This is a genomic window from Arthrobacter zhaoguopingii, assembly GCF_009828605.1.
Taxonomy (GTDB): Bacteria; Actinomycetota; Actinomycetes; order Actinomycetales; family Micrococcaceae; genus Arthrobacter_D; species Arthrobacter_D zhaoguopingii.
The window spans coordinates 1-20661 of sequence record NZ_WIAE01000019.1; the positions used below are offsets into that span (position 1 = coordinate 1).

18 protein-coding genes and 1 pseudogene are annotated in these 20661 nt (G+C 59.0%); 7 read left to right on the plus strand and 12 right to left on the minus strand.

The window, feature by feature from the left end; genetic code table 11:
• From GVV77_RS16620 to GVV77_RS18630, 3 genes and pseudogenes are all read right to left on the minus strand, one after another.
• Positions 1-681 (minus strand): MFS transporter (locus GVV77_RS16620; RefSeq protein WP_159620330.1); only part of this gene is annotated, 681 nt, incomplete at its 3' end.
• Between the two features lie 276 nt (positions 682-957).
• A complete protein-coding gene (locus GVV77_RS16625) occupies positions 958-1707 on the minus strand; it encodes an NADPH-dependent F420 reductase (protein WP_159620262.1) in 750 nt (249 codons plus the stop codon).
• Between the two features lie 142 nt (positions 1708-1849).
• Positions 1850-1948 (minus strand): annotated as a pseudogene (locus GVV77_RS18630) (mycothiol-dependent nitroreductase Rv2466c family protein); the annotation flags it as partial.
• 635 nt (positions 1949-2583) lie between these two features.
• Between GVV77_RS18630 and GVV77_RS16630 the strand changes: the two are divergent.
• On the plus strand, positions 2584-2937 hold the full coding sequence (locus GVV77_RS16630) for a hypothetical protein (protein ID WP_159620264.1): 354 nt from the start codon (positions 2584-2586) through the stop codon (positions 2935-2937).
• 123 nt (positions 2938-3060) lie between these two features.
• Here GVV77_RS16630 and GVV77_RS16635 read toward each other — a convergent pair whose 3' ends face one another.
• Positions 3061-3312, minus strand: a complete 252-nt coding sequence (locus tag GVV77_RS16635; RefSeq protein ID WP_159620266.1) for a hypothetical protein — start codon at positions 3310-3312, stop codon at positions 3061-3063.
• Entirely contained in the window at positions 3309-3452 is a 144-nt protein-coding gene (locus GVV77_RS16640; RefSeq protein ID WP_159620268.1) for a hypothetical protein, read from the minus strand. Before GVV77_RS16640 ends, GVV77_RS16635 begins: the two co-directional genes overlap by 4 nt.
• A gap of 17 nt (positions 3453-3469) precedes the next feature.
• Between GVV77_RS16640 and GVV77_RS16645 the strand changes: the two genes are divergently transcribed.
• The 3 genes from GVV77_RS16645 (at position 3470) to GVV77_RS16655 (ending at position 6896) form a co-directional block, all read left to right on the plus strand.
• Positions 3470-4066, plus strand: coding sequence for a hypothetical protein (locus GVV77_RS16645; RefSeq protein ID WP_159620270.1), 597 nt, complete (start codon positions 3470-3472; stop codon positions 4064-4066).
• A gap of 675 nt (positions 4067-4741) precedes the next feature.
• The gene (locus tag GVV77_RS16650) at positions 4742-5560 is read left to right on the plus strand and encodes a tetratricopeptide repeat protein (RefSeq protein ID WP_159620272.1); all 819 of its coding nucleotides are present in this window, start codon (positions 4742-4744) and stop codon (positions 5558-5560) included.
• Positions 5561-6371: 811 nt separating this feature from the next.
• On the plus strand, positions 6372-6896 hold the full coding sequence (locus GVV77_RS16655) for a GNAT family N-acetyltransferase (RefSeq protein WP_159620274.1): 525 nt from the start codon (positions 6372-6374) through the stop codon (positions 6894-6896).
• Positions 6897-7041: 145 nt separating this feature from the next.
• On the opposite strand, the gene GVV77_RS16660 is transcribed toward GVV77_RS16655, so the two are convergent.
• On the minus strand, positions 7042-7242 hold the full coding sequence (locus GVV77_RS16660; RefSeq protein WP_159620275.1) for a hypothetical protein: 201 nt from the start codon (positions 7240-7242) through the stop codon (positions 7042-7044).
• A gap of 2884 nt (positions 7243-10126) precedes the next feature.
• Between GVV77_RS16660 and GVV77_RS16665 the strand changes: the two genes are divergently transcribed.
• Positions 10127-10591 carry a hypothetical protein gene (locus GVV77_RS16665; RefSeq protein ID WP_159620277.1) on the plus strand — a complete coding sequence of 155 codons (465 nt, stop codon included), beginning with the start codon at positions 10127-10129 and terminating at the stop codon, positions 10589-10591.
• Between the two features lie 468 nt (positions 10592-11059).
• Here GVV77_RS16665 and GVV77_RS16670 read toward each other — a convergent pair whose 3' ends face one another.
• The 3 genes from GVV77_RS16670 to GVV77_RS16680 form a co-directional block, all read right to left on the minus strand.
• Entirely contained in the window at positions 11060-11500 is a 441-nt protein-coding gene (locus GVV77_RS16670) for a hypothetical protein (RefSeq protein WP_159620279.1), read from the minus strand.
• Between the two features lie 337 nt (positions 11501-11837).
• Positions 11838-12293 carry a hypothetical protein gene (locus tag GVV77_RS16675; protein ID WP_159620281.1) on the minus strand — a complete coding sequence of 152 codons (456 nt, stop codon included), beginning with the start codon at positions 12291-12293 and terminating at the stop codon, positions 11838-11840.
• A gap of 1522 nt (positions 12294-13815) precedes the next feature.
• On the minus strand, positions 13816-14070 hold the full coding sequence (locus tag GVV77_RS16680; RefSeq protein ID WP_159620283.1) for a hypothetical protein: 255 nt from the start codon (positions 14068-14070) through the stop codon (positions 13816-13818).
• Positions 14071-15373: 1303 nt separating this feature from the next.
• On the opposite strand from GVV77_RS16680, the gene GVV77_RS16685 reads away from it, so the two are divergent.
• Complete coding sequence (locus GVV77_RS16685) at positions 15374-15745, plus strand: hypothetical protein (protein WP_159620285.1); 372 nt, start codon at positions 15374-15376, stop codon at positions 15743-15745.
• A 31-nt stretch (positions 15746-15776) separates the two neighbouring features.
• Here GVV77_RS16685 and GVV77_RS16690 read toward each other — a convergent pair whose 3' ends face one another.
• Positions 15777-16352: a recombinase family protein gene (locus tag GVV77_RS16690; RefSeq protein ID WP_159620287.1), complete on the minus strand. Its 576-nt coding sequence runs from the start codon at positions 16350-16352 to the stop codon at positions 15777-15779.
• A gap of 291 nt (positions 16353-16643) precedes the next feature.
• The gene (locus GVV77_RS16695) at positions 16644-18185 is read right to left on the minus strand and encodes a DUF2971 domain-containing protein (protein WP_159620289.1); all 1542 of its coding nucleotides are present in this window, start codon (positions 18183-18185) and stop codon (positions 16644-16646) included.
• A 645-nt stretch (positions 18186-18830) separates the two neighbouring features.
• Here GVV77_RS16695 and GVV77_RS16700 point away from each other — a divergent pair.
• On the plus strand, positions 18831-19370 hold the full coding sequence (locus tag GVV77_RS16700; RefSeq protein WP_159620291.1) for a GIY-YIG nuclease family protein: 540 nt from the start codon (positions 18831-18833) through the stop codon (positions 19368-19370).
• A gap of 42 nt (positions 19371-19412) precedes the next feature.
• Here the strand turns inward: GVV77_RS16700 and GVV77_RS16705 are convergent, their stop codons facing one another.
• Positions 19413-19892, minus strand: coding sequence for a hypothetical protein (locus GVV77_RS16705; protein WP_159620293.1), 480 nt, complete (start codon positions 19890-19892; stop codon positions 19413-19415).
• Positions 19893-20661 lie beyond the last annotated feature (769 nt).

Here is a 20661-nt window from a genome sequence, read left to right on the forward strand (position 1 = left end):
CAGGAAGACCGCGGCGCGGAGGGACCGGTCGGCGATGGGCCCGCTCAGGGCGGTGCCCAGGACATTGGCGATGCCGAAGACCAGGAGCATGACAGCCAGGCCCCCGGCGTCGATGTTCGAGACGCTTTCCGCTGCCGGGCGGATGTAGGTGAAGCCGCTGAAATGGCCGCCGAAGATCAGCAGGATGGCGGTGAGGCCGGCGATGACGAGGCCCGAGCGCAGCGTGGCTCCAAGGGCGCGCAGGCCGCTGACGGCCGTTGGGATGAGGTGCGGCAGGGTGGCCGTCTGCGCGATGAGCGCGATGAGCCCGACGCCGGCGCCGGCGCCGAGGAAGAACACCCCGCGCCAGCCCCAGATTTCTCCCAGCCACGCGCCAAGGGGAACAGCGACGACGGTCGCGACGGACACGCCGGCGTTGATGATGGTCAGGGCGCGGCCGAGGTGGTCGCCGCGGACCAGCCTGGCCGCCATCGCGGTGGTCATGGCCCAGAAACCGCCGAGTGCGATGCCGAGGAGGACCCGTGCCAGAAGCAGCACGGTCAGGCTGGGTGCCAGGGCCACGATGACATTGGACACGATGGCCAGAGCGGTCAGGCCGATCAGATGGCGAAAATTCCGATACCCAGGGAAATGACGCCTCCCCAGGAGGCAGGCCGATGGGGTGTGGATTCTCGTGCGGATTCGTGTGTGGTGGTGCTGGTCAAGATGTCATCTCTCTGGTGCGGAAGGCGTGTGCGTGGGAGAACATTCGACACCGATGGCAGGGACAACGTTCTGAGGTGAGCGCTCCGGCGCTCACCTCAGCACGTTGGGCCGGCCGCTACCAGGAAACGTTGCCGTTCTCGTCCTGCAGCGTGCCGGTGGGGCCGTCCGCACCGAGGGTCGCCAGGCGGACCACGACGCGGGCGGACTCCTCCACCGGCCGGCCTATCCGTGGAGCACTGTCCTGGAGGGCGCTCAGATGGTGTCGGGGAGGCGGCCGCCGGCGGTTCCGCGGACGGCGCTGGCGAGCAGGTCGGCAGCACGCTGCCGTGACATCGGGATAACCGGTGCTGCCCGAAGCCAGGCGAACAGCTGATCCAAGGTCATCCGTTCGGCGGGCCATTCCGGCATGTACGGCTTGACGTAAATCGGAGTGAGGGGTTCTCTGCGCCAGCTGTCGCCCAGCCTGCCGGCGTCCAGTGCATCGTAGCCAAGCGTGTCCAGCAGGTCCATGACGCGTGCTTTCGCTGCTGCGTCGTCACCGCTGACCGGCAGGGTGCTCCGCTCCGGGTCGCCCTTCGGACGAGCACCGTTGCCGAGACTTGCGAAGGCGATGTTATTGAAGGCTTTCACCACAAACGATGATGCTAGATGGGCCTGGACCAACTCACTGGAAGTTGAGGCATTCTCATCAAGAACCGCAATCTGCCCGTCGCGTTGCGGGTAGTAGTTGATCGAGTCGATAACAATCTTTCCCGCCAGAGCGTCAGCGGGCAACTGCTTGTAAGCGATAAGGGGGACGGACGCGATCACGATGTCAGCCTCACGGGCGACGTCGGTGACCGATCCCGCACGGGCGAGAGGCCCCAGATCCTGGACCAGATCCTTCAGGGTCTCAGGACCCCTGGAGTTACTGATCATGACGTTTAATCCGGCCGCAACGGCAAGACGGGCAAACGTTTCACCCATCGTTCCCGAACCGATAATGCCCAGTGGAGATGTCATATTCATATCTTTCTAACAGAAGGAATCAGTTGAACCGGACAAGCAATCGCAGAAGCCGGAAGCCACGCCCGTCGAATGCCGTCAACCAGTCCAACAGTCCTTCGATAGGTTTTATTCCGATCGATCCACAACATTCGGATCGAACCGGCCCGAAGAAGGCCGTGCCGTTGAAAGCAACGACCGGGGTGCCAACCTCGTCACCGACGCGGTCGATACCTTCCTTGTGGGATGCACGCAGCTGCTGCGGCGCGCCCGGGGAGCTGGTGCACCTGGATGTGAAAAAGCTCGGCCGGATCCTCGACGGCGGCTGGCGGGCCCATCGGCGCTCGGAGGAGGTGAGGGTCCGGGGCATTGGGTATGAACTTCATCCACGTCGCCGTCGATGACCACACGCGGATTGGCTATGCCGAGGTGCTGCAGGCCAAAGGGCCTTCGTAGTGGAGCTTAGGGGAATCGAACCCCTGACCTTTTCTCAGGGGACGGCCTATTTCAATACTTGCCTAAGCCTGTCATCGTGCCAATAATCCCCGGAATCTAGGCGTTTTTGGTGACCTGCAAGGTCCACGATATGTCATCGTATTTCATCGTTTCCGTGTGGTAAACGTGTGACGGACTACGCACTTCTCTCACCAGCTCTTTCAACCTGGCCACCCCGCCCGCACCCCTGCCCGGCCTTGCCACCCTGTAGATACATCAGTAGCCAAGCAGATCCCTTGGGATGTGTCGCGGTGAAGGATCGTCATCCTCACTGGGCAAGACAGCTAGGCTCACCCTCACGCGGCACGATGCCCAGCGCGGGCCGCTTGTCTTGTTCCCAACCTCGGCCCAGCCTGCACCCGAGCCACCACCTCTCACCCGGTGTCGTAGGCTGGCCGCATGTTCTCGTTCATCGGCAGGCTCCCGCAGCCCGCGAAGACGCTGTACGTCCTGATCTTCCTTGCCTTCGTGCTGCTGTTCGCCACCTTCTTCTTGGATCTCGCGGAAGCACGAAGATTCGCTTTCGTGGGAGTGGGCACCCTGTTCTTACTGCTGGGTCTGTGCGCGAGCCTGAACATCAACGGCACCGCCGATAGGATGGCATCCGCCATCAAGGAGTACCGGCCCATGGGCGTCGACTACTCGCGGTCCTTCCTCTCGACGCCCCTTTACGCGCGCCTCTTCGGCATCATGGCGATGGTCGTCGGATCAGCCTTCGCCGTGACAGCGGCCATCTCCCCCAACGGCTTTTGAGCGCTCCGGCCTCGTCCGTGGGCTTCGACCGGTCACTCACATGTGCCTTCTGCGAGAGTGGCGGGGTCACAGGGTACTGCAACGTTGTACTAGAGGATCATCCTATGGGACGAAGAGCGTTCTTTACTTGGCTTGCTGCGGCTCTTCGTCGGAGTATCGATACCCATGACGAAGGCTCTTAATTTGTTTAATCGCCATGAAGATCAGAAGGGGCCCAAGGACAAGAGCTGCAACTGCTGCGATAGTCGCCTCGGTGGAAGGGTTCCAAAAGGCGAGAAACACCAATGTAACCGTAAGCCCGCCGAAGACTATGCTTTGCAGCGTCCACCAGATCGTGCCGCGGCGCACTGTCGGATGCGTCCATTTTTCCGTCAAGGAATCTCCCGCTGATCAATGAGGCCTGCAATGTTCGGCCTCCGGCTCTCAAACCTAGCTGCAAACGCCCGGAGTTCGATCAGCTCAACAGGATCATCAGGACCGTTGTCGAACCTCTCCCGGAGGATTTCTGGGCCCACATTAGTAGTGTGGCGGTATGGAGGACATCAAGCGGGCGCCTCGTGGCCGGTGGGAGAAGTTGGGTTTCTGGCTGCTGGTGTTCCCCGTGGTCCCAACCTTGGTGCTGAGCGACATTCTCGAAGCTGTGGGTCTGCCTTTCTGGGTCAGTCTTTTGGTGACTGGTCTGTTCCTTGGTATCGGGTATTACCTGCTTATGAAACCGCTCAAGGCCGAGCGGGCGGACCGGCTCGCGAGCGATCTGGAGAGCGGCATCTTTGACTGTGCGATACGTTTCCCGCAGTCTACGCCGGGGTCGCTGAGGGACCTCTGGGAGATAGGAGTCGGCCGACTGCAAGCCACGACATTGCTCTTTCAGACCCGGGTTGAGGATGAGCAAGGCTCCCCCGCTGGTCCGGTCAAAACTTTCCGCAACGCTGTCCTCACTGCATCCTCAGAGGCTCCCGCGGGCACGCCGTTCCGCTGGCAACGCGATTGGAAACACGTCCATCTCCAGACCAGCGGCGGGCTGCCCCAGGTGGCAGCCTCGGAACAGGCGTGCGCTTTCCTTGAAGCTGAGCTCGGCAGCGGATCTGGAGGAACAGGCGCAAGCGCTCACACCAGGACTCCCGGCTAAGAGTCAGACGCCCAAGTGGAGGCAATGCTTCGTGCCGCAGGAGGATCCTCTACAGACAGTCCGTAAAGCACTGGACGCTCCCGACGCAACATCAGTTCAGCTACGGACCGCTTCTGCTTCCTGTGTCACTATCCGCGCTTTCAAATCGAATCGTTAGCTAGACGCCCGCGGCGACAGTGGCTTTCTATGGTCCACTAAGTCATGGCGAAACCACGACACAAGACAGTCGTCCTTCTGCTCATTGGTGTTCTGGTTTTGTCCGGCGTGGTCGCGTTGCCTAAGCCCTGGGGATGTGGGGCCTTCCGAACCAGCGCTCCGAGTGAACCCATGGCTGTGATGAAGAGCCGACCCCCTGACGAGAGTGCCGAATCGAACGATGAGTTTTGGACCGAGGAACGCATGAGGAACGCGCAACCGGCTCCCATGCCCGGAAATGCGTGGTGCTCCGTCTTTAGATAGCTGCATTGGAACAAGTACGAGGACCGTATCGTTAGCCCCGGCGCTCATCCACCCGAGGGCTCAAGGTTTTCGTCGAACAGGGCCGGTAACAGCGAGCAGTCCGTCCTGCTTCCGACTCATGCCCAGCATGCTGCATTGCACCCGCCCGAAAAAGTGTTCGCAGCGGGATCCGTTAGCGGACAGTCGACGAGGGCTCTTTGAGGGAAACTTATACGCGTGTGCGAAATTGAACTGGTGGAACAAATGCGACCAGAAGACAATCGGCGGCTCAGCTTTCGGAAATCGATCGAATATGCCGGCTTCACGACTCCCGAGGGGCTGTACGACGCGGCGAACGATCTGCGACACATCTCCAAGGCGGACGCTGTCGAGGTGCTCTACCTGCTTGCCATCGATGCGGGCGTCACCGATGCGGGCGTCACCGATGCGCTCCTGAACTACGGCATCTTCCTGTGGGACGAGGGCAGGCTCCGGGAGGCGCTTCTACCCCTTGAAAAGGCCTACGATGCGCGCGACCAGCACGCTGCCCTTACCCTGGCGCAGGTCCACCTCGACCTCGGCGATGCCGAAACTGCGATCGCTTGGTTTGAGCGGGCAGAGGCACACCCGGCGGTTCCGCTGCGGCTGGCACGCGCCTATCGGGCACTTGGTGATCACCAGCGCGCCTTGAGCGTTCTGCAGGAAGCCAAAGACACCAACCCCGAGGCCGCAGTAGAGCTCGTTCTCATGGGCGAACTCAAAGGAGATGAAGCAATCGCACTCCTGCAGCAGCACGCCGACTGGGGCAGTGTGGATGTCCTGATTCCCTTGGCGAATCTCCACGGCGAGGATAACCGGCCCGCCGAAGAAATCGCTTTGCTCCGCCGGGCCCTGGACTCAGGTGAACCCAATGCCGCCCACAACCTTGGGCTGGCCCTGTGGAATGCGGGGCACCGGCAGGAAGGCAGAACTCTCCTGAAAGACGCTGCACGCAATGGTGACAAACTCGCCGGCGATGCCTTGAACCGGCTCCGCCGAAAACGCCCCAGGAAGTAGACGCCAGCACCATGATGGGTCTATGGGATCAAGGCCTCCGCGGGTCGAGGTACCGCCAAAGATCCACCACCACGGCCCCGAACATCGCGTTCGACCAGCCCGTTAAAGCGCCCCCTGAGGGATCCCTTACGGCCACGAGGAGACAGCTCGCTGTCGGCCCTATCGGGTCGGGGAGCTGGAGCCGTTGTCTGGTGTGGCTGTGCTCGGAGAACTTCTTGGACGTCCGGTGAAGAGTGAAGCGCCCCAGGCAAGTGTCGCAACTGTCGGCAGAGCGGTTACGGAGGTCGCGATCCAGTCAGGATGGAATGTCCGCAGGGTTGAACCGTCGCTCATCTTGAAGACGCAGTAGAAGCCGATAGGGACGTCAGTAGTATCACCGCCGGGGTAGGGAACAACGCCCGGAACGTGGACTGTGCCTTCAGGAAGCTTGTCATGGACGCAAATGCCTGAGACCTCAGGCCCGTCGCGGGTGAGACTCCAAGAGACGATGTGCGCGATGGAGAAATACCAGAGAGTGGAGAGCTCGAGAGCGAGCAGCAGAATGCCGATTTTCCTGCTCATCCAAGTTGACCCCCGTAATGGTGTGAACCCACGCTCACACTAGAAACCTCAATCCAAAAATAGACCAAGGTTCGGTCATCATCCTACGGGCTTGACCATCGCTTCATTGAGAGGGTCTCCGATCACTCAGACTTCGAAAAGCGGCAGGACCAAACCCATCGCCAGGGGTCGCAGTGAGGGATGCATCTACGCCCCATCAGTTCACCTGCACCTGGGGAAGGGCTAGCAGAGTGCGTGCAACCATGGACCTATGATGTGGCCGGCTGCAGAACTCCTCGACACGACCCGCTTCCTCTTGGAGCCTCTCTTCGAAGATCACGCGGATGAAATGGTCGACGTCCTCGCCTTCCGGGACCTGTACCACTTCACAGGGGGCGAGCCCCCAACCCCTGAGGTCTTGCGAGTACGTTATGCGAGGCAGTCGACCGGAAGCTCCCCTGACGGTAAGGCGGGTTGGCTCAACTGGATCATCCGTACGAAAACGTCCGGCCAACCAATCGGCTTCGTTCAAGCAACCCTGACGGGTGGAGGCGACCAACTGGTCGCTGATCTGGCATGGCTCATTACTCCACCGGCCCAAGGCAGCGGCGCAGCAGTGGAGAGTTCAGCAGCCGTGCTTGCATGGTTGAAAGGGCGCCGGGTACGTTCCGTGCAGGCGTTGATTCGTCCTGACCATAGTGCATCTGCAGGTGTTGCTCAGCGGCTTGGACTTTCCCCGACCTCAGTCAGGATCGACGGTGAAGTCCTGTGGGAAGCGAAATTTCCTTACTCCTGACAATTTCCCGTGCGCCTTCACCTCCGTGATACACGATCGCAGGTACACGTTGTAGGGAGTGCTTCCTCGGCAAGTCTGTTGCACTGAGGATCCCCCAGCGGGCGCTTTTGCGGCGGGGAGAGCGACCTCCTCTCGCAAGGCATGTCTACAAAGGAGGGCTCTTCCCATTTTCAGGGTCCGACGAGGGCGCATCGGCGTCGTCATAATAGTAGGTGGTTTGAATGGTGTTCTTGCCGAGCCATCTCTCACGATGCTCTTCAGTCTTCTCGGAGTACCTGTAGCTCCACTCGGAGACGCGTTCACCGATAGCTATCATGGCTATCGCAAGCGTCGTGCCGATCAGCACATCCCAATTGTTCAATATGAGACTCAGGATCACAGCGGCAACGAGCAGTCCGCCGGCAATGATCAGGTAGGTCCTGATGTGAGTCTCCTTCCCATACCTGTGCCTTAACTTCCGAGCCTAAGTGCCCCCTGCGCCATCTGCAATCAACGGGCGACCGGAGAACGAGCTAGTGCACCCCAGCTCGTTAGCGTCGGCTTTGCCGTCCCGGGTCTGTAATACCCGCGCGCTCGAAAATGGTGCGTATGAGCATCCTCTAGCGGACGTTATCCGCGGGAGACTTGTCTGGCTTTGTCCCGGTCACTCATCCCAGGGCATCTTGGTTCTTGCGCGGCATGTCGGTTGTCTCTTTCCCGGCCATTCCTGTCCAAAGGATCTGTTGCACGGGCACCGTAGCGCCGTGTTTGCGTTATTAATTACTCGAAATCGCGGGGGCTTGATTCGGTCGCTGTAGTCCACAGTCGCTCCCGTAAGAACTGCATGCGCGGAAGCACTGACGATCAGTTCTGCCCCTGGGCACCCGTACACAAGATCAGAACCGAGCGCGTGGCTGATACTGAATACATAGGTATGTCCCGAGCAGCCGCCCACCTCGAGGTCGAGGCGGGTGCGTCCTCCAAGTTGTTCGATTTTTGTGATTGCGGCGGGAGTCACCTTGAACGGTGGAAGCACGAGGTCCATGGTGGCACTCTATGAGCGTCGGTTACCGAGAGGGTGTCCTTCGAGGACAAGGCGTGTCCGCAAACTAGAACGGAGGAGCATGAGTATGTCCGTATGCGGATGCTCTTATGCTCGTTCTCCTGACTCGAATTCCTCCTAACAGCACCAATGCAACTAAGCGTTCGGTTTGCTCCGCCTCAGCAGTGCCGACAACGACAGACAGTTAGGTCTATTCCTGTTCTGCGCCAGCAAGTGGGAACTTGGGTACAGCTCGCCAACTCGGCGGTTTCTCCCCGAGAGCAAGAGCCGTCTGCGTCACCAGAGCCTCTGAAGAGTGCCTGAACACGCGGGCACAGGTGATAGCGCCGTGAAGGGTAAGCGAGTATTTGTTGTCTTTTTGTGGCCGCAGCACAGAAGACGCGTGAATGCCATGCTTCATAGGAGTGGGCCAATGTTCCGAGAGATAGCCACGAGTGAGCCCATGGGCCAATGAGTGGCGGACCTGCAGCCATCCGTCAGCTTGGTCTAGGGTTTGCTCCCACGAGATGTCTGCTTCAGTCCACCAGTTGCTCTGTCCAAGCTGCGGCGGTGAATACACCGTCAAAGCAAATTGGCCCCGCCAAGTGTTGGGAGACCAGTTCCCTAGTTGGGAAACTAGATTCTTTTCGAAGTCCCGAAGAGACGGAGAGTTTGTGTTCGCCAGCTTGGCAATCTGAGCGAAGCTCAGTCCTCGTTTCGCTCCTACGACTGCAACAAATTCCTCTAGGAATCCCTCGAAAGCGGACAAGGACGTCAGGACTATGGCTGGTCCAAGTGCCATATGTTTGGCTTCGGGCCTGTGTTTCTTCCTTACGTGCAGTTGTTGAAGACCGTTGGGAACGGCGAGACTCTTTGCATATCGGGCTACAACGGTTTTCAATTCTGGCACGTAGGGCATGCAGGGAAGTCTAGCGAGCCGGTGTCAGTATGCCATGGAAGACCTCGCTATACGTCCGTATGCCGATCCTCCATCGTGCGTGGACGACAGTTTTAGTGAGATCCCTCGTTTTCGCAAGGGCTTGGGACTAGCATCACGGTTATGCTGGACCGTTTGGGTTCGGCTGTCACTGGTGGGGGTCCCGTGAGACAGATCGTAGAAGCTTTCCCATTTGCAGTGGTGCTTCTGATCACCGGATGCGGATATAGCCCAGGAGCAGACAATGCTCCCCTGATACGGGTAGAAACTGCACCTGTCCCGGAGACGCCAAGCATTGAGCCGGGTCCAGCTCATTGGCAGGTTGAGGTGAGCGGTACTCAGGGCGGAGACCCCTCGCAGTGCATGGCTGATCCTGTTGTTGCTGAGACCTGGCTGACGGCTGATTACCCGTCTTCGGCGATGGGAGTCGTCCTCACTCCGGGGGGCACAAAGGAGGATGCGTCCCGTATCGCGGCATGCCTGCAAACGGTGCTTCCTGATAGCGAGGTCACCGTCCGGGAAGTCACGGCGACAGACATGCCGACACAGGAACCTCCCGTGACTGGAGCAGAACCTGCCGGCCCGGACCCTGCGGCTCCGGTAGCACCAGGAACTACCCCGGATCCCGGAAGCGCGTCGGGCGCCGAAACAATCCCATCGTGTGAGGAGACAGTTGTTACCGATCCTGCACAGGGAAGCGGTGGGACAACCGGAGCTACCAGCTGCACGGTCGGAGAAGTCCCACCACTGACTCGGGAAGAGATGATGAACGCGACCCCAATGCCTATGCCCGTCCTCCCAGCACTTCCCGCCCCAGGTACAACCAACACTGAGTAGCCAACTACTTGCTCAGGAGCGAATGGCGCGAAAGCCGATCCTCCAGCGTGCGCTTTCCCGGGCGCGTCGAGCGCGGTAGTTGGTGATCCCTGGGAGACGGGGGCCAGACCAGGGCCGGGGATCCTCCCTTCGCAATTCAGCAATCGGGTGTTGACGGCGTTTCGAAGTTGCTTTGCTTCCATTGCAAGCTGGGATTTGCTGGGCGTGCCGGTTCTTTCGGTGGTGTTTTGCCCTCGTTCTCTTCGGACAAGAGGATTCGGTTGGGTTATTGTTCTTGAACTGCCCATCGGGGGTGGGAAATTGGGGGAAACCATGCGATCGCGAATTCTGTTGTGCTGTGCCGTTGCTGCCGCTATGTCCCTGGCCGGTTGTGGTGCTGCCACCAGCCCGCCCGCGCGGACGGCCCCGCCTGAGGCCGGTGCGACCGTGCCGGCCATGCCGGAGCCGACGCAACCCCAGGGTGAGGCATCGGGCCTGACAAGGGCGGGGGACCTGCCCCGGCTGATTGGTCAGGAAGATATGGCGGCGGAGAGGCTCAGGGCCATTGAGGAGTTTCCCGAGGAGCTGCCGGATGGTTTTTCGTGGTCGACCGAACCAGTGGGCGCCGGCAAGGACGTTGTGATTGAAGAGGGAGTGGAGGATGTCGCTGTCGCCGAGTACTGGCTTTGTGCCTGGATGGCGGAATACCTTGGCGCTGTCGATTCCGGTGATGTGGTGGGGGAAGATGCCGCCATGGTCGAAATCGGGAAGTACACGTCCCTGCCGATAATCAAGGCCATGCACCAGAACCCAGAGGCTTTCGAGGCATCGGTGGTGGAGACCGCACGCCGAGGCGAACCGGCGAATCTGCGGGCGTTCTTCAAGTCATGCGGTGCGCAAATGACAGCAGCTACCCGCTGAGTCAGGGCTGGTGACCATGTCGGGCTGAATCAGTGCGTCGCTGAGGTGTTCATCAACCCAGTTCGGCAGCGGAGAGGAACCGGTGGCCACCTACCGGTCGAAGTGCTGCCCTGGCCAGCCCTTCGTCGCCGACAAAGTAGCTTTGCTCTGCGTGAATCGGAAGTACGCTGCCCAGCGAGAGGCATTGGTGACCTGTTTGCCTAGGGGAGTGGCACTTTGAAAGGGGCCTGGAGGTGAAAACGCCGATCCAACGGACGTCCCGGCGGCATCGATGCCGGCCCGTGTTGCACAGTATTGGCCGCGCCCTAGTGGCTCTCCTTGCGGGGCTGTTCGGGTTCGTGATCTGGAGTCTGGAGCGTGAGAACAATCGAGCCGAGGAATCCGGGCGTGACGGAGCGCGGTTCGCCCAAACCCTGCCCGGAGTCACGGCCGCGAGGGCCCCAACCCCGAGCCCAGAGTGGCCTGCTCCTACCAGCTCACGGGTAGGCCGCGTATTCCGTTTCGAGCTTCGATGCGGATGAAGATGCCTTTAATGCCTTCCTGCTTGGCCGAGTCTGTGACCGAGACCAGGTATCCGGGTTCGCTGGTTTCGAGCTCCGTCGGGCTAACAGGGCCTGCGATTTCCAGGTCGGCCTCCAGGTAGGCGATGCCTTCATCCCGGTAGGTTTTGGAGTGCACCACCTTGGTACCGGAGGGAAGTGGGGAGCCTAGAGCCTCCACGATCACTCCCAAACTGAGATCCCGGCACCGGTTGGGGTCATAGGATTTGCAGGTCCTTCCCTGGCGGTCCTCCCAGAACAGGAAATGATCGGCACCCATCAATGCCAGCGCAAGTATGGCCAGCATCGAGACGACGAAAACCAGCGACGCAACAAGGCTCTGCCAGAGAAACCTGAGCCCCTGTCTCACCGGCGTACCCCATCTTCCTTAGAGCTTCCGGCACGTTCGGCGGCGGACGATCGCCGCGATGTCCCGTCAAGTAGCTGAGTTTAGACGGGTTCTGCCACAAGTCCCGAGGTGTTGCGTCGAGTACACCCAAACGCAACTGTTCAAAACGCCCCGAAACGTGTCGTTCTAGGGCCCCTCCTGAGCTTTTGCAACCGTGGCTTCAGTGGGTCAGAGACTTACGGGTTCGGAAACCGCAACAAGGATGGACAGTGCCTTCAATGAATCCTCCAAGTATCTGCACGAGCTGGGTAGGGTGATGGAACCGATCTAAGTGTAGGTTCACTCATATGCGGGGCCATTACCGGGATGCCGGTTCCTGATCATCACCACAAATTAGTATTAGCTCTTTGTCTTCCGAGATTAGAGAGCAAGTGGCAGATGAGACTGGGGTGTTCTCGCTGAAAAGGACCCCGGATTTCTTCAGGGAATAAAGAAAGGGTCCCTCTTGAGTCCAGATCTCAATGTGGTCAGGGTCCCATGAGCCTCTGACCACAATCACAGACTCTCCAGTACCGGAGACCTCTTTGAAGGGGACCGAGCCGAAAGCGGTCAGTATCACCACCAATGTCGGTATGGATAATATTACTGCGGCCGCAAGAGTAACAACGATGATAAGAATCGAAACTGCACGTTTGACAGCGAGGTTCGCAATTCGGTGAATTAGTCGATAGGCGATAATGCCCAATCCTGTGCCAAGCGCGGCAACACCGAGAAGAAATAGTATCCCTGCGTAGAAGTTTCCGGATAGCGCCATGTACAACATCAGTTGTCGCCCGTCGTGAGTCCGTGGGAAGCCGAATAATACGAATAGGGCGCTCGCTATCATCAAAGCCCCGGATATAGAAGATACCAATCCAGGCCTTCTGGGTGAGATAATTCTTCGCAACTTCGTGCCTTTCTATGCCGCGTCGGATGGGATCTCAGGGGAGGATCCGGAAGGATGCAGCCTTAGCTGCGGCGAGTAGAGGCCACTAGCGTTCTAGTCCTTTGCCCAGATTCTACCGGGAAGATACCTACTTCAAACCTCCACGATGATGGGCACTTGCCCGCTTTCGGTGCCCCTCACAGGTTTGGCCTTGCCAGGGTTACCAGTCCGGCTAGTACTAAGCGTGAGTGTCTAAGTGGAACGCTAATGCTTCACCCTTCGCGGAACGTCTTTCGTCTAAGGCGAAGATCTGAAGGATGAAATTCTTTTAAAAACTTTCACCAGACTCCGCTTGTGGCGTTCAAGCACATTTAGACATGCTCCGAAAGTTATTTTGGAAGTCGGAATAAAACTAGGGTCGAGCGGCACGGCCCTCAGTGCCGTCAGGTACTCGCCTGCGGTGGGTACGAGCGTCCAGTAACGGCCTCACCCCGGTCGGTCATCGTCTTTAGATCGTCCGTGATCAGTGGCAGTTTTTTTGCACTGTCGTTTCTCGCAGTCGTCTGCACAGCGTGCCGCGCCGTTCCGGGGTATGTGCAGGCGAGTGTGGGCATCCGGTCTCTCGAACTCCTCTGCACGAACCTGCAGCTCGCCGGGATAGATCGCGGCCGCGCCAGTGTCGGGAGTGCGCGCAAGTCGATCCTCATGTGCATCGGTGGACCAGCAACGGGCTCGCTATAGGGCAGCAACGATGCCGCTCTACAGTCAGCGATACCGCCCCACGTCGGGCGTGGAGTGTCCGGTGAACATGTGCTGTCTCTGCTTCCTATCGATACCTCGAAGCTCGTGTGCCCTGCAACAGTTGCCCGCTGATGCGGGGTATCCGCAACCTGGGCCTGCACCGCTACAGTGTGAAATGTCGGTGCAACGATAAACCGAGGAATGGGCCGAAATGATGATGGGCGACATGGACGGGTTCCCACCAGAATCTTTAACGAGACAACGCAGAATGAAGCGGATCGCTCGAACGTTCTTCGTTCTCGCCATATTGGCCGCGGTAGGCCTTCCAACGCTGGCACTCCTCGGATACGACTCGAATTCTCCAAGCGTTTGGATAGCCGTGTCCATGCTGGTCTTGGGCATGATCATCACCACCAGGTCTGATCCGGTCTATGCGAAAAAAACCTCAGAACGAAAATAACGCGCCTGCAGATCAACCAGCGGAACTGTGACAGGGGTTGCCTGCACCGCAACTTGGCTATTGCTCGCGCACGATTCCCATTTGCCAGATTCTTGTGAGCGGTGTGATTGCACCCGGTCAGGAGACAGTGAAGACCGCAGATTATCCCTCTCTCGCCCCGCTGGATCCGCCTTGAAAAGCGCCCGCTAAGGGATCCTTCAGCGAAAGGCTTTACTCCGTGGGTTTCTCCGTCGAACGACCTTCTCGACGTGCCTTTCGCTTTCCCAACCACTCGTCACGGTAGGCATCCACCTCGGCTGCCTTCTTATTGCCAAAGTAGGCGCCAATCAAGGGACCGAGCCCAGCGCCAAGACCGATGAAAGAGTACTGCCACCCCTGAAGGAACCCGATCGCAACTCCGATAACAATCGACAGGCCGAGGAAGAAGAGCAGTGACTTTCCGGTAACGGTCTTGTTCTGTGCCATTTGTACATCCTCCGCTACGTCGTGCGCCTTACGTGATTAGCCGATCCCTCAACGCGGCAATTCTCAACGAGAGGTTAGTCGCCGGTTAAACCCACAGTTGGTTGCAGCCTTGTGCCGCTGGCTGTCCTGCTTGCCATGGGGAGCACAACGTCGCTTGCCCGCTCGATGCACCCGGGGGCAGACGCGATTGAACCCAGGCCATTCAGCGGTCCTGTCCGGGCGTAGCATCGGGCTCTGGTTCCGTCCGATACTCGTCAGGGAGCTTCTTGATGGCCTTTATACAGAAGAACACGCCCAGACCACAGATAATGGGTGCCAGTATGGAAATGATTATGTGGTCGCGCGTGGGATCTTGCAACAGCACAAGAGGTATCACAATCGCGGAGACGATTGTAATGACGATAAGGACCGAAAAATAGATTCGCCCGCGTAGCTCTTGGGGATGAGTCCAAGGTTTCATGTTGTTGCCTCCGTGCGACCTCAGCGGTGCCTTTTTGAGCCGAGCATAACTTGTCTACAGGAAAATCTGCTCTGAGTTCTCTACAGTGTGTCCCCTTTGGCGTTCGTCTCCTGACACTGTGCAGGAGCTTCAGGTTTGCTGACCGCGTCAGGCCGCAGGAGGGGCGTTTACCCTGGACGGTGAAAATGGGCGCACAGGTACCACAAGTGAAACGTCGATCTAGGGGTCCACTACCGTGGTGGGTGTTTCGAAAAACTAAAGCTTTATAAGACAGTTGAACAGGTGAGTGCTGAGGATCCACGCTCCCGTGCTTACGGGCCTCGCAGTATCTCAGAAACGTGTCTCCACGTGGTTCGTCCTAAAACGACCGCGGTACGGATCATTCGGGCTGTTGGCGGCGGTTATGCTCACTGCAATGCGGGATCGTTCCCTAGACAGTGGGGTCAACTGAATGAGCCACAAAGTCGGCATATTTTTGGCAGCGGCAATCCTGTCCGGCCTCTGGTATTTTTCCCTCGGATACGTCGACTCGGTCAGACTGGATCGCCTATATCAAACTATTTCGGGCTTCTGCCTCTCTGAGAGACCAGAGGGAACCATCTACGCCCCGGAAGGCGCACCGTCACTACCCAGCGGGGAGTACACCTTCGCCCCTCTAGGGCTCACCTGTGAATACGTCATGTTTGACGGCTCAACCACGCGAACGAACTACCCCAGCTACGGTGCAACTGTTGCCGGAGTACTCCCCATGGCAGTGACCCTCGCCTGGTTCAGCACCGTCCTCCTGAACCATCGGAGGACGCGCGTTGAAGGGCGGGGCGCCGCAACGACAGGAGATCCGGAATGATCCTGAGGTTAGGGGCGTTCCTGCTCGCCCTCGTATTGTCCATTGGCGCCTATTTTGTGCTGGCCTACCTGAATGGAGCCGCCCTGGCACACCCGGGTACAGGCATATCCGGCATCTGCCTCGATGAGCGGCCCGAGGGAACCATCTACGCCCCCGAAGGCGCGCCGTCCCTGCCCGCCGGGACCTTCACGACGTTTCCCTTCGGCATCGAATGCGAATACATCATGGAGGACGGCTCCACCATCCACACCGCGTACCCGCACTATCCGCCCACGGTCGCTGCGGCGCTGCCCCTGGCTGCGACCCTCGCGTGGGGCGGCTGGCTTCTCCTCCCGCCCCGAAAAACCAGAGGCAAAACATCACGCTGACAGCCCGTCCGGCAATATCCTGAAGCTCTCGTTACATAGGTTGATTTTCTGCCCCGATACTGAGGTAGCGGTACACCGTGGCCCGGCTGGCTCCGATAATTTTTCCAATATCGGCCGGGGCGAGTCCCTGGGCTCGAAGGTCCTTGGCGCGTTTGACCTTGGCGTGGTCGGTGGTGATTTCCCGCCTGCCGGCTTTCCGCCCGTGTTCCGCGGCGGCGGCCATACCTGCCCTGGTGCGCTCGGCGAGCTGGTCCCGTTCGAGTTGCGCGAAGGCCGACATGACGGTGAGCATGGCTTTGCCCATTGGGCCGGTGGTGCTGATGCCCTCGGTGACGCTGCGGAAGTGCACTCCCCTATTCTCCAGGTCATCGATCAGGGCCAGCAGGTTTCGGGTGTTGCGCCCGAGCCGGTCCAGCTTCCAGACCACGACCTCATCACCCTTCCGGAGGTGGTCGAGGAGTTTGTCCAGTTCGGGCCTACTGGCCATCGTGCCGCTCACCCCATGGTCGGTGAAGATCCGGTCGCAGCCGGCCGCCTCCAACGCTGCGTGCTGCAGGTCGGCGTTCTGATCCAGGGTGCTGACCCTGGCGTAGCCGATACTTCCCATTTCCTGCTTCCCACACTCATCAAAGGCTGCCTTCTGCTTTGTTGAGAATATCGCGCGTGAGACACATTGCTGAGACAGAACCTGCTCCCGGAATTTCGCGTCATTGCTGGGTTCGCCCGATGCGCTGCAGAACCCTGCCGGCCGTCCGGTCAAAGGATCCTTTGCTGAGACCACGGATGACTGGTCTGTGGCCTGCATGAGCGCACGGTCGCCGGCCCCCAAAAACTTGTCAGGAAGGCACAGAGGGTACGGAAACAGGAGAGGGGACTCCTGCTCGGACCGTCCTGAGGCTCACCCCTTGAAAGGTTGCTGGGACTTCCTCACGTTCTTACTCGCCTTCTTGTAGCCCTGCTGCACGAGAAGCCCTTCAATCGTTCGGACGATTCCTGCAGGCGCTACGGGACTGCAACGGATGCCGCGAAGGGGCAGGGGTTCGTTCTGGTTGTCTGAGGAGGTTCGTATGTACAGGACCGGGACAATGCTGTTCCTCGCGTGCTCGTAATGAACCACGCTTTCGAGGGGTGACCAGTTGGTGGTGATGTAGCGGACCTCTCTCTCATCCTTAAACGCATTGTCTTTCATAGTCGAAGCCACGATAAGGATGTGTCGCCGCAGCTCAGCTACGAGGAACGGGATGTCATCTCGATCAGTCCGCATGATGTCCTTGATGGCGTTCTGGACGAACTCATCAGCGACCTTCTTTTTCTTCTGGGGCGTGTAATGGACTCGATACCACCCACCGATAGGTCGAGGGCTGTCCTGGTCCGCATCATCGTCATCATTATCAGCATCGAGCACGAGTCCCTCAGGGGACAGCTCAACCTTGGGGTCGAAGCCGATACCGAAGCCGTCCCCGTTGGCGTAGTTCCGGAATAGCGTAAGAGAATCGTCGTCTGCCGAGGCACTGATGATGTAAATCTCGTTCATGGCATTCCTGAAGTAGTCCTTGTTCAAGACCTCCTTCAGCGTCTGCTTGACCTTCTTACGGGTTGCGTCCTTGATCTTCTCGCGGATTGCCTGACCATCCTCATCAGCTTCCTCTCGAAGCCTGTCCTGGGCTTCCCTAAACGCCTGCTTGATAATCCTGATGCCATGCGTAATCTCGGAAGCATCGTTGAGGTTTTGTGGAGCCGACGACCACACGTAGCCTTTGTTTAGAACCTGGAGGAGCACGTATCCGCTGGTGTAGTGCCACACCGTTCGGTTCGACGTGTATTTGAGCCCCTCCGAGGTGGCAAGGAAATCCTGCGTGCTACGGGCGAAGCCGGACTGCAGGATCGTCCCGAACAGTCGCCCCCACTCCTTCCGTTGCAGGGCAAAGACATCAAGCGTTTTCAGCCAGTTGGACTCCCTGAGGACGCCTTGCAGCATGTTCTGGTTTGCCACACCGATTGAGCTGAGATCTTTAAGGACAGACACCGTTTCCAAGCCAAGGGGATTGACCTTCTGGACGCCAAAGCCCGGAACCTTGAAAAGATTTTCCATTGCCGGCAGGAGAGGATTCACGGCTTTCATGCTGACGGCGTTGTAGTAATCCTGCAGGGGGTTCAAAACCCTCCGAATCGTCTCCTGCATCTCAGCGGCGATAGGAGCACCAGGTGACAGTGGCTGACCTGGCTTATCGAGGATCTCTCGGATGGAGCGGCTGTTGCCAGCTGCCTCCTCGCCCATCTCGCGAACCATTGCCGCGAGAGGGGTCTCGTCCCCTTCCTCCTCAGGGCTGTCGTCTTCCGAGGATGCGACAGGCCCAGGGGTGCTGTCCTCTGGTGGTTCGCTCGCTTCCATGGGATCCGTCTCGTCCTCGGAATCTAGCTGCTTAGTCTCGTCGCTCATATATTCATCATTCCAGTCACTGCTGACAAGGGCTGTCGGTTGGCATTTCCGCTGCCAGCCGGCGGAGGCGGCAGCGGCCAATGCCTCATCCGTCTGGATCATGCGCTCCCTAGATATGCGAGAAACCAGCTAAGGCGCAGCGGAGACCTTCCTCGACAGGGACAGCCATCACCTGCAATTCCGTATCAGCCGTGACGAATGGACCACGGGCCAAAAGCGCTGAGGAATTCCCATAGGCACCACTTCCAGGACGGTGCTGGCGGACAACCGGCGGGGACCGGGCAGTGATGCACGATGTCTAGACCTCCGCGCACATCCGATGCAAAAGCCAGAAAACGACCCCAAAACAACACGTTTCGAGGTGTTTTGCACAGTTGCGTTTGGGTGTACCCCAACGCCACACCTCGCGGTGGGGGCAAAACCCATCTGAGTACGGTAATCGATCGCCGCACTTTCGCACATGGCTTCTGCCACCTCCTCAGAACCCGTTTAAGCCCTCGATGTCGTTTCTCACAGTCGTCTGCGCGACTTCCCAAAGTCGCCTGCACGGGCGCAGAGCGACCGCCTTTCGGACCCGCTGCGCAGGAAGGGTCAGCCTGGCCCTCCTGCTCTTGTCTGCAATTTTAATGGCGATACTGTTGCGTCATGACAAACTCCTACGACCAAGGCGATCTGAATATTTACGGTGCCGAGGACGACTTCGAGATGGACACCATCCTCGATGCGCTAGACAAGGCGACATCGTCGACAACGCCCGACTCCGCTGAGCCTGCGGGCAAGGACTGGAGTCGGCTCCTTGCGGTGCCGAGACGTGCTGCAAGTGGTCTAACCCGCGCAGATCTGCCGAAAGAGCCGGGGGTTTACCTGTGGTCACGTGGTGGGGCGCCGCAGTATGTCGGTAAGGCGACAAGTCTGCAGAAGCGGCTCTCGACGCACCTTGGCGAAGGTGTGAGCCTCGCGGGATCTTCGTTGCGTCGGAACGTAGGTGAACTGCTGTTTCAGATCCCGCCCAATGTCACGGGCAATCCGACCCGGCAGAAAGTGACGACTGGGCAGGCGACAGCGATTCGGAGCTGGCTGCTGGGCTGTGACGTCTCCTGGCTTCGAGCGCATACTGAACATGACGCTGCCGCGTTGGAGGCTCGGCTTCGGCATGTATTCCGGCCGCCGTTGAACCGGGTGTAGCCACCAAGCTACGGACAGCGAGGCCACCACGGCCATCCGCGCCTATGGACTCCTTTCATGGGCTCGAGCGACCAGTATCTGGCAGTCGAAGACCTGCCAGGCAAATTCATTGATTCGCTCTGCAAGCTGTGCCAGGTCCTCGACTGTGAGCGTTCGGTCTGGGTTGCCCCGCGGGCTACGAAAGGTTGCGGCTCCTGCACGCGCTGATGTACCTACCATGGCGTGAATCACCACGTTACGTTCTTGAAGTAGTTTTCGGACCTCATCCAGGACCCGATACACTTCGTTCCGCTCGTCGGGCAGCAGAACAGCGCTGTCACGCACCAGCTTCCGACTCTTCTTCACCGCGTCAGAGCCGGAGAGAGTGGCGTTCTTCTTGTTCGTGGCAGAATCGGTGCCTTCCAGAAAGCGAATGAGGTCCACAAGATTCCGCTCCGCCATTGCGGCCCAGATTGCGATACGACCTACAGCTGCCTCCCCTTCAGGGGTCAGCTGTGTGGTCTTCAGAATGCTCTCAGCCATGATGTGATCGTAAAGCCATCCCAGCTGCGGGCCTGCACCCGGGTGGGATGCTTGCGCCATAGTCATCGACCTCAGTCGCCGAACCGGTCGATTCGTGGAAAGCCATGGCAGATAGCCGCAACGAAGCCATCGAACTGGTTCACCGGGACTCAGCCAAAGCCGAACGGCTCTATCAATTCCTGACCACCGCCCGAACAGGCAGGACGAAGTCCGCCAACTGCTCACTGAGCCCGAAATCACGACTACCCCTGGTCACATAACCGCGAACCGGAACGTTCACGCACCGTAGAACAAGTGAACACTCACGTGACAATGAGCGGGTTTGTCTCTTCAGATTTTCCGATTGTCCCGTAACCGGTCGTCTCTGAGGGCTGGGCAGGGCGTCTTTACTCGCGGGGAACATCTTGACTTATTGAAGTAATTTGACAATGACTTGACATTTTGATACAATAACTAGTATAAGGGCAAGGGAGAAAGGTTCCCCACCGGTTCGTGACCGGATTGTTCACTAACCGGAAGGTCGAGGGTTCGAACCCCTCCGGAGCCACTTCATGGCTCTGTAGCTCAGATGGCAGAGCGTCCGCTTGATTTAGATTGGGCAAGGGAAGAGAGTTCCCCACCGGTTCGCGACCGGATTGTTCACTAACCGGAAGGTTGGGGGTTCGAGTCCCCTCGTCTCCACCATCATGGGGACGTAGCTCAATTGGTAGAGCGGCTGTCTAACTTAGGGCACAGGAAACATGACCCTGCTGGTTCGTGACCGGATTGC

Excerpts from the sequence above, each read along its gene's own strand:
- GVV77_RS16655 (WP_159620274.1), top strand. The coding sequence starts at position 6,372 with ATGATGTGGCCGGCTGCAGAACTCCTCGACACGACCCGCTTCCTCTTG.
- GVV77_RS16675 (WP_159620281.1), bottom strand. The coding sequence starts at position 12,293 with ATGGCGCTATCCGGAAACTTCTACGCAGGGATACTATTTCTTCTCGGT.
- GVV77_RS16645 (WP_159620270.1), top strand. The coding sequence starts at position 3,470 with ATGGAGGACATCAAGCGGGCGCCTCGTGGCCGGTGGGAGAAGTTGGGT.
- GVV77_RS16705 (WP_159620293.1), bottom strand. The coding sequence starts at position 19,892 with ATGGCTGAGAGCATTCTGAAGACCACACAGCTGACCCCTGAAGGGGAG.
- GVV77_RS16700 (WP_159620291.1), top strand. The coding sequence starts at position 18,831 with ATGACAAACTCCTACGACCAAGGCGATCTGAATATTTACGGTGCCGAG.
- GVV77_RS16685 (WP_159620285.1), top strand. The coding sequence starts at position 15,374 with ATGATCCTGAGGTTAGGGGCGTTCCTGCTCGCCCTCGTATTGTCCATT.
- GVV77_RS16665 (WP_159620277.1), top strand. The coding sequence starts at position 10,127 with ATGCCGGAGCCGACGCAACCCCAGGGTGAGGCATCGGGCCTGACAAGG.
- GVV77_RS16625 (WP_159620262.1), bottom strand. The coding sequence starts at position 1,707 with ATGACATCTCCACTGGGCATTATCGGTTCGGGAACGATGGGTGAAACG.
- GVV77_RS16695 (WP_159620289.1), bottom strand. The coding sequence starts at position 18,185 with ATGAGCGACGAGACTAAGCAGCTAGATTCCGAGGACGAGACGGATCCC.
- GVV77_RS16630 (WP_159620264.1), top strand. The coding sequence starts at position 2,584 with ATGTTCTCGTTCATCGGCAGGCTCCCGCAGCCCGCGAAGACGCTGTAC.
- GVV77_RS16690 (WP_159620287.1), bottom strand. The coding sequence starts at position 16,352 with ATGGGAAGTATCGGCTACGCCAGGGTCAGCACCCTGGATCAGAACGCC.
- GVV77_RS16680 (WP_159620283.1), bottom strand. The coding sequence starts at position 14,070 with ATGGCACAGAACAAGACCGTTACCGGAAAGTCACTGCTCTTCTTCCTC.